This is a genomic window from Streptomyces sp. MZ04 (assembly GCF_004684775.1).
Taxonomy (GTDB): domain Bacteria; phylum Actinomycetota; class Actinomycetes; order Streptomycetales; family Streptomycetaceae; genus Streptomyces.
In genome coordinates this window covers 1-7688 of record NZ_SRIC01000347.1, presented here as the reverse complement: position 1 = coordinate 7688, position 7688 = coordinate 1, and the positions used below count along the sequence as shown (strand labels likewise).

Annotated in this window: 8 protein-coding genes; 4 read left to right on the top strand and 4 right to left on the bottom strand. The window is 68.2% G+C overall.

Annotated features, from left to right (window positions below):
* The 4 genes from E2651_RS44365 to E2651_RS38615 form a co-directional block, all read left to right on the top strand.
* On the top strand, nt 1-296 hold a 296-nt coding region (locus E2651_RS44365), incomplete at its 5' end, for a DUF6177 family protein (RefSeq protein ID WP_245239481.1).
* Nucleotides 297-355: 59 nt separating this feature from the next.
* Nucleotides 356-1639, top strand: a complete 1284-nt coding sequence (locus E2651_RS38625) for an AAA family ATPase (RefSeq protein WP_135335947.1) — start codon at nt 356-358, stop codon at nt 1637-1639.
* A complete protein-coding gene (locus tag E2651_RS38620; RefSeq protein WP_167829025.1) occupies nt 1636-2712 on the top strand; it encodes a tetratricopeptide repeat protein in 1077 nt (358 codons plus the stop codon). Before E2651_RS38625 ends, E2651_RS38620 begins: the two co-directional genes overlap by 4 nt.
* Before the next feature lie 108 nt (nt 2713-2820).
* Nucleotides 2821-3939, top strand: a complete 1119-nt coding sequence (locus E2651_RS38615) for a tetratricopeptide repeat protein (RefSeq protein WP_135335945.1) — start codon at nt 2821-2823, stop codon at nt 3937-3939.
* A 405-nt stretch (nt 3940-4344) separates the two neighbouring features.
* Here the strand turns inward: E2651_RS38615 and E2651_RS38610 are convergent, their stop codons facing one another.
* From E2651_RS38610 to E2651_RS38595, 4 genes are all read right to left on the bottom strand, one after another.
* Nucleotides 4345-5643: a hypothetical protein gene (locus tag E2651_RS38610; protein ID WP_135335944.1), complete on the bottom strand. Its 1299-nt coding sequence runs from the start codon at nt 5641-5643 to the stop codon at nt 4345-4347.
* Nucleotides 5644-5727: 84 nt separating this feature from the next.
* Nucleotides 5728-6213 (bottom strand): hypothetical protein, encoded by a 486-nt coding sequence (locus E2651_RS38605; RefSeq protein ID WP_135335943.1) that lies wholly within the window; start codon nt 6211-6213, stop codon nt 5728-5730.
* Nucleotides 6214-6252: 39 nt separating this feature from the next.
* The gene (locus tag E2651_RS38600; RefSeq protein WP_135335942.1) at nt 6253-6528 is read right to left on the bottom strand and encodes a hypothetical protein; all 276 of its coding nucleotides are present in this window, start codon (nt 6526-6528) and stop codon (nt 6253-6255) included.
* A 102-nt stretch (nt 6529-6630) separates the two neighbouring features.
* Nucleotides 6631-7017: a hypothetical protein gene (locus E2651_RS38595; protein WP_135335941.1), complete on the bottom strand. Its 387-nt coding sequence runs from the start codon at nt 7015-7017 to the stop codon at nt 6631-6633.
* Between the last annotated feature and the right edge of the window lie 671 nt (nt 7018-7688).

The window sequence follows — 7688 nt, the reverse complement described above, 5'->3', positions numbered from 1 at the left end:
CCTCCATGCTCACCACACTCCGCTCCGCGGACCGGGACCTCACCGTCCCGCCCCGCTTCGAGGCCCTGCCCATCCCCCTCTCCTTCACCCTGGGCGCAGACGCCGTGCACGAGATCGGCCTCACTCACACCCAGCACCCACAGGCCGGTGCCCGTCCCGCCCAACTCGGCCCCGCGGCCCGGCCCGCGCTCCACTACGCCCTGGGCGACGGCACCGACGCCAGTGCCTGGACCACACTCCAGCACCTGACCCAACACCTCAAAGCCGCCCCAGGACCGGCCAGGTCAACCCGGTGATCCAGGGCGAACAGGGAACGCCGAGCCACTTCACTCATCACCTACGCAGAAAGTCGACCATGCCGGAGGAATCCCCTCTGATCCAGAGCCTGCGCACAGCCGTCACCGCGGCCCCCAGCGACGTACCTCTGCGAGTTCACCTCGCCGAGCTGCTGCTGGAGGCGGGTCACCACGATGCGGCTGTCACGGAGGCAGCCGTCGCGCTACAGCACGCACCGGGCGATCCGCTCGTACGCGACCTCATGACCCGGGCCATGAGCCCCTCCAGCCCGTCCACGCCCCCGCAGAACGTCACACCCGAACCCGCACAAGCCCCGGCGCACCAGCCCACCGACACTGGCCCCCGTACCGGCTTCAACTGGCAGGCCGCCGAGGACCAGATCGGCGACGCCATCCCGCCCCGCTTCGTCGAGGCCCCGCTCAGCACCGACGGCAGCGGCGACCCCGGCGACGCGGCCGCCTGGGACGTGACCGCACCCGGCCCCGTACGACTCGCCGACGTCGGCGGCATGCAGGAAGTCAAGGAACGCCTGGAGGCCGCCTTCCTCGCCCCGATGCGCAACCCCGAACTGCGCAAGCTGTACGGCAAGAGCCTGCGCGGCGGACTGCTCCTGTACGGCCCGCCCGGCTGCGGCAAGACCTTCATCGCCCGCGCCATCGCCGGCGAACTCGGCGCAAACTTCCTGTCCGTCTCGGTCAACGACGTACTCGACATGTGGATCGGCAACTCCGAACGCAACATGCACGAGATCTTCCAGACCGCCCGCCGCCAGGCACCTTGCGTCGTCTTCCTCGACGAGCTGGACGCGCTCGGCGCCAAACGCAGCCGCACCGCGCACAGCGGCATGCGCAACACCGTCAACCAGCTCCTCACCGAGCTGGACGGCATCGACTCCGCCGCCAACGAAGGCGTCTTCGTCCTCGCCGCCACCAACGTCCCCTGGGACGTCGACATCGCCCTGCGCCGCCCAGGCCGCCTGGACCGAACCCTCCTGGTCCTGCCGCCCGACACCCCGGCCCGCGAGGCGATCCTCCGCTACCACCTGCGCGAACGCCCCATCGAGAACGTCGACTTGGGAAAACTCGCCAAGGCCACCGACGGCCTGTCCGGCGCCGACCTCGCCCACCTCTGCGAAGCGGCAGCCGAAAACGCCCTGCTCGACTCCGCCCGCACCGGCACAATCCGCATGATCAGCATGAAAGACCTGCTGAGCACGGCGAAAGCGACCGTGCCCTCCACCGAGCCGTGGTTCGCCGCCGCCCGCAATGTGGCGATGTTCGCCAACGAGGGCGGGATGTACGACGACCTGGTCGCCTACCTGAGGAAGAAGCGCAAGCTGTGACCGCCAACGCCCTGACGGACCAGGCCGGAACACTGCTCGCAGTCGGCCGGTACGACGACGCCAAGGCGCTCCTCGCCCAACACCTTGCCGATCACCCGGACGACCTGGACGCCTGGGACATCCTCGCCTGCTCACACGCGAACCTCAAGGAATTCCCGGAGGCCGAGCGGGCCTTCAACGAGGTCCTCCGCCTCGACCCTGAACACTGCGGCGCATACACCCAGCTGTCCAAAGTACTGTGGCCTCAAGACCGGCTCCCCGAGGCAACTGCAGCGGCCCGCGAGGCAGTCCGCCTGCAGCCGGGGCGATGGTGGACGCACTCCGCCCTGTCCCTGGTCCTCAGTGTGCATCCTCCCCATCCCCCCGCTCCCTACTACGAGGCGTTCGAGGCTGCCCAAGAGGCAGTTCGCCTGGGACCGGACCAGCCGGGCGCGTACAAGGTCCTCTGCCTGGCTGCACACCGGATCGGCCGGCACGACGTCGTGGAGCAGGCCCTGCCCCAGTGGCTGCGCCTCGACCCGCAGGACGACATGGCCCTGGCCTGGGCAAGTCACTCCCAGGGCAGCGCGCCCGGCGTCAAACCCGCCAAGGCCGCAGACATCTACGCCGCCGCTCTCGCCGCGACCCCGAACTCAGAACAAGACCTTCGCCTCTGGCTCGACCGCGCCGTCTACCACATGCTGCGCGGCACCCGCTGGCTGGCACTGATCTGCCTGGCGATCGCAGGATTGACGGTGGACGTCCTGCCCACCGCGAGGGACACGCGTCTGGAGCTGCCGGTGCCGCCCGCCGCCCGCCTCTGGGCATGCGTACTCATGACCGCGGTCTGGGGGTTCGGGACCTGGTGGCGCTACCGGAAGCTGAGCACCGGCGTACAACGGAACCTCTGGTCCCTGGCCCGCCGCGGCGTGTGGGCCCGTATCGTCCTCGGACAGGCCTTCATAGCCACGCTCTGCGCCTTGCTCATCGCACTCGTGCCGTGGACCGACCGCACCGTGCCCCAAATCCTCCTCGGTGCAGGACTGTTGACGACGTTCTGCACCCTCTGGTTCGACAAGAAGAAAGCCGCGTGAGGAAGACCAGACGGGGCGAAGACCTACGCGCCATGGTGGCGTGGCGATGTCCGCCAACGAGGACGGAATGTACGACGACGTGGTCACCTCCCTGAAGAAGCGGACATCATGAGCACTCTGCACCCGACGGTGGAGCGAGCCGACGCTCTCATCGATCTCAAGCAGTACGACGACGCCGAAGCTCTGCTGAGTCAACGGCTCGCTGAAGATCCCGACGACATACGCGCCTGGGTCAAGCTCGCCCGCTGCCTCCTTGGGGCCAAGCGGCCGTCGAAGGCACTCGAAGCCACAGATCAGGCCCTGAAACTCGCCCCTGAGGACCTGGGCGCGCTCATCATGCACTCCCATGCCCTGCGCGCCGGCGGCCGCTTCCTTGAGACCGAGCCCGTCCTGCGCGAAGCGGTCCGCCTGGCTCCGCATTACGGGTACGGGTACGCGCTGCTCGCCGATGTCGTATGGCGCCGCAGCCTGGTACGGCACGGCCAGGCGAACGGCGGCCAAATCCACGCACACGAGATGTCCGGGCTCCTGCAGGAGGCGGCCGACCTGTCGAAGGAAGCGCTGCGCCTGGCACCGGAAGACACCGACGCGTACGAAATCGCATGGCAGATCGCCGATCTGGCCGGCAACAAGACGGTCGCCGACCAACTGGACCACGCCATCCTGCGACTTGACCCCACCCATCCGAGCGCCCTGGCCCGCCAGACCGAGCGAGCAGCGAACACCCCTGGCATCAAGGCGGCACAAGCAGCAACCCTGTACGTCGACGCCCTCGCCACGGCTCCCGAACAGATGTCGCTGCACCGCGGCCTCGACGACGCCTCGTACCGCCTGCTGCGCGGTATCCGCTGGCTCGCCCTGCTCTGCCTGGCCCTCACCGCGGCAATGCTCGACCTGGTCGCCACCGAGGGCGAGGTACCACGGGAGTTGCCGGTGTCGCTCGGCCAGCGCCTGTGGGCGCTCATACCCATGTCCGCGATCTGGCTCCTGGGTGCCCTGCTGCGATACCGCCGCCTGCGTACGGGCGTCCAGATGAACCTCCGCTCTCTGATCCGCCGCCGCAAGTGGCCCCGCATAGTCCTGGCCCAGGCCGGCTGGGCCATGCTCTGCGCACTGCTCATCTCCCAGGTTCCCTGGACGGAACGCCCAACGCCTCAAGTCCTCTTCTGGGTCGGCCTGTTGCCCACCCTCGCCACCGTCTGGTTCGACCGGAAGAAGGCACGGTGAGCTCAACACCGACCAACACTCACGGCCCCGCCGCTGGCCCCCACCGATGGGTACCAGCATTAACCGGCGGGCCACCTCCGGCGACTCGGACCTGCGACCAAGCAAGCGCTCTCGGCCGAGGAGCGACACCACCGCCGCGTGGGGCACGGCACAGATACAGGGACGTGGAACGCGCCCCGAGGACACCCACGGGCACCCAGGCGCTCCCACGGAGGTACTGGAGGAAGAGGGTGAGGAGGTGGAGGTGAAGGGCACCCAGAGGGCACCCACGACCCTGGGAGGAAGAGGCGAGGGTTGGGGTGTCGGCCAACGTTGCGGCGGCCCACGGGCACCCCACCCTCACGGCGAACGCAGCAGGGCCCCCCGTCTGCCTCGGGGCGGGCCCTGCTCTGCTGGTTACGGCCGTCAGCTGGCGTCGTCCATGCACGGCTTGATGTGGTCGATGCGGCCCTTGACCTGCTTCAGCGTCACGCCGGGGAACTTCGCCGCCCCGCTGGTCAGGTCGGCGTGCAGGCCGACCAGGGCCGACCGCACGTTCGCGGCCTCGATCACGGTCAGATCGTGAAACACGGCCTGGATCATCCCGTCACCCCGGTCCCGGGTGTCGGCCTGCAGCATCATGGCTGCGACTTCCGGATGGCCCTGAGCCTGGGCGGTCATGGCGGCGGCCATCATGATCGGCTGGTTGATGTAGAAGACGGGCACCTTCGGCTCGGCTGGCTTCCGGGCGGCGGGCATCTGAACAGTCGGCGCAGGCTGCTCGTCGTCGATCTCCAGCATGAACGTCGGCGCCTGGTCGACCGGGATGACAGCCGTCTCAGCGTTGTCGGCCGGGACGAAGGCCGTGGGCTGACTGTTGGCGGACACAGCGGTGGTGTGCTGCTCGCTGGACGGGATCACCTTCGTGGGGGTAGGGGCGCGGGCGGGCGGCAGCCCAGCAGGGCCGCCAGCCTGGATGGCCTGGACGCTGCCGGCCTTCGGCCACGGCACCTTCGGGTCGGTGCGCTTCAGCGTCAGCTTGTACGTCTTGTCGAGGAGGGACAGGATGCTGGTGCCCTTCTCGTCGCACCACTCCATCAGGCCCTCCAGGTTCTGCAGCGACGTGTCGCTGTTCCACCCCAGAACCGAGGCGACTTCCTCCCCCATGACCTTGCCCCACACCACCTGGCGGCACATGCCCTTGAACACCGAGTGCATGGCCTTGCCGATCTCGACGAGGGCGACCACCGCGGCCCGGTAGGCGCCGGGGTCGATCTTCGCTGCGGCCGGGCGGATGTCGCGGGACAGGGAGGTCAGCAGGTTGTTCAGATGCCGTACAGCGTCCTCCCAGTCGCCGATGAAGGAGATGTCCTCGGGCCCCTGCTCGCCGTCGTAGAACGCGTCCAGCAGCTCGATGATCTGGTCCCAGCGCGGCAGCCTGCGCTCGAAGATGAAGGTGAGGCTGTGCAGCGGGTCCTTAGCAGTGCTGACGAAGGTTTCGATCAGCTTCGTCTTCGAGCCGGTTTCCCGGCCGAGGTGCCGCAGGTAGGCGGGGAACGTCTTCGCGATGCGCTTCGCGATCGTGTTCATCGACGAGGCGACCGGCCGGAAGTGCCGCACGGTGGTGGCTATCACGTACGGGTCGGTGGTGCCGGCCAGCTGCTTGAGCGCGTTCATCAGCATCGTGATCTGCTGCTCGCGGTGGTCGGGCGTGTAGGTGAGCACAGCGGGGTTTTCTGTGAGGATGGCGGTTAGGTTGGGGTCGGCCCGGCCCGATTCGAGCGGGCGGGGCCGTACAGGGGGCGCCGGTCAGCTGGTGCATCCGCCGGGCGGGCAGGGGTTGTTGCAGCCCCCCGGAGGGCAGCCGCCCCCACCGGAGTGCTCGTAGTCGTCCGGTCCGTCAGCCGGGTTATCGCCGCCGCCGCCCGACGTCGAGGACCCGCCGCCCGTGGACGAGGAGCCACTGGAGCCGTACGAGTCGTCATCCTCCTGGCTGTCCGGGACGCCGTTGTTGTCTTCGTCGTACGAGGGACTGTCCGGGTCGTTGCCCGGGTCCAGGTAGTCGCCGTTCTTCTTCGGGCACGCCGACCCGGCGGAGACGGCTGCCAGGCCCAGGTTCAGGTCCGGGTCCTCCTCACCCGGGTTGAGGTACTCGGGCTTGTCCTGGAAGCAGATGACAATGTCGTCCCCGACCTCCGGGACGTCCTTCTGGTCGGACCACGCCTTATAGGTGTCGGCGTACTTGGCCCACTTGCCGAGCTTCTTCTTCGCCTGCTTCCAGGTGAGGCCGACCACGTTCGGGACCTTGTCGCGGTCCGGGTCCGGCTCGTCGTTCTACTTCGGTTCGTCGATGGCCGTGCCGGCCTTCGGCTTGTGGTAGCAGACAGTCCAGTCGTTCATTCCCTTCTGGTCGATGACAGCACTAAGGCTGTCGATGTCGTTCGCGTCGTAGACGAGGATGTTGCTGCCGGGGATCCCCGAATCGGTGAGGGCGTTCTTGGCGTACTGGACGGTCTCGCCTGTGTGGTCCTTGAGGGTGAGAGTGTCGTCGTCCCCGGGGGGCTGGCAGGCGGTGAGAGCCTGCGCCACGGCGGCTATCGCGGCGGCCATGGTGGTGTGTCGCGCGAACTGCCCTTTCGGTGAGGTTGGTTGGATGAGCGAGCGGCCCGCCCCCAGTTCGCGTGGGGGCGGGCCGCTCTTCGAGGAGACCGCTCAGTCGAAGTAGTTGGGCAGGTGCAGTGTCGGCGGGAGGGTGCTGCCGCCCGGCGTGATCTGCGTGTCCTCTTCACTGGTCTTCACGTGCGTGACATCGGCGTCCCGCCGCTGTGAGCGGCTCTCCGGGGCCTGGGCGGTAGCGGTTCCGGTGGCGCGGGCGTGCGCCCTGACGATCGACTTCCGGGCCTTGTGCAGGTACTCCACGGTCCGCGCGTTACTGCCGTCGTCCCCCATATCGTCCAGGTTCTCCTCAAGCAGCGTCTCCACTACCGATTCCACATACCCGTCCTCGTCTTGGAGGTGGGTCAGCGAGCCGGGCATCGACACCTTCAGCGCCTTGCCCACCGACGCTTCCAGCTTGACGAGCATGGCGAGAGCCTCCATCACGATCAGCGTCTCTGCCAGCGGAGTCGAGCGGCGGGGGGGTCATGCTGCGCAGTAGCGCCCCCACCTGGACAGTGAGCTGCTCGATTCCGTGCTCGTCCCCACCGGGAGGCAGCATCCCAGGAGCCGTCACACGCGGCAGCGGGAACGGTGCGCCGTAGATTCCCCTCACCGTCTCGTACAGGCTGGCGAACGACTCCGGGAAGTCCTCCATGCAGACCTCAAAGTGGATCGCGATGTAGTTGATGTGCCCCTTGACGGTCGTGGCGGTGCGCTTGATGGCAGGCAGGCCCAGGGCGAGCATGCCCTCCTCGGCGCTTTCGGACGTGGCCTTGGCCAGCCGCTCGCCTTGCCGGTACAGGTTCGCCATGCCGCGCAGGCCGTGGACGATCTGCCGCGGGTTCGGCTCGCTGAACCGGTCCGGTATACAGGTCGCTGCCCTTGTCGGCGTTGCGGTTGGCCATGGTCAAGCGCTCCCCCGACGTGATGCGGTACCCCTCCGCCTGCGCCGAAGACCACACGATCGCCGTGCTCTACGGGCGGGCCCGGTCGGTGAATTCGCCATAGGACCTCGACCGCAGCGCACATCCAGTGCGAATTGTAGACAGCGAGATCGGCGCCGACTATGCGGGGGGAGATGGGCAAGCGGGGGCGATGGACGGGTGTCTCTT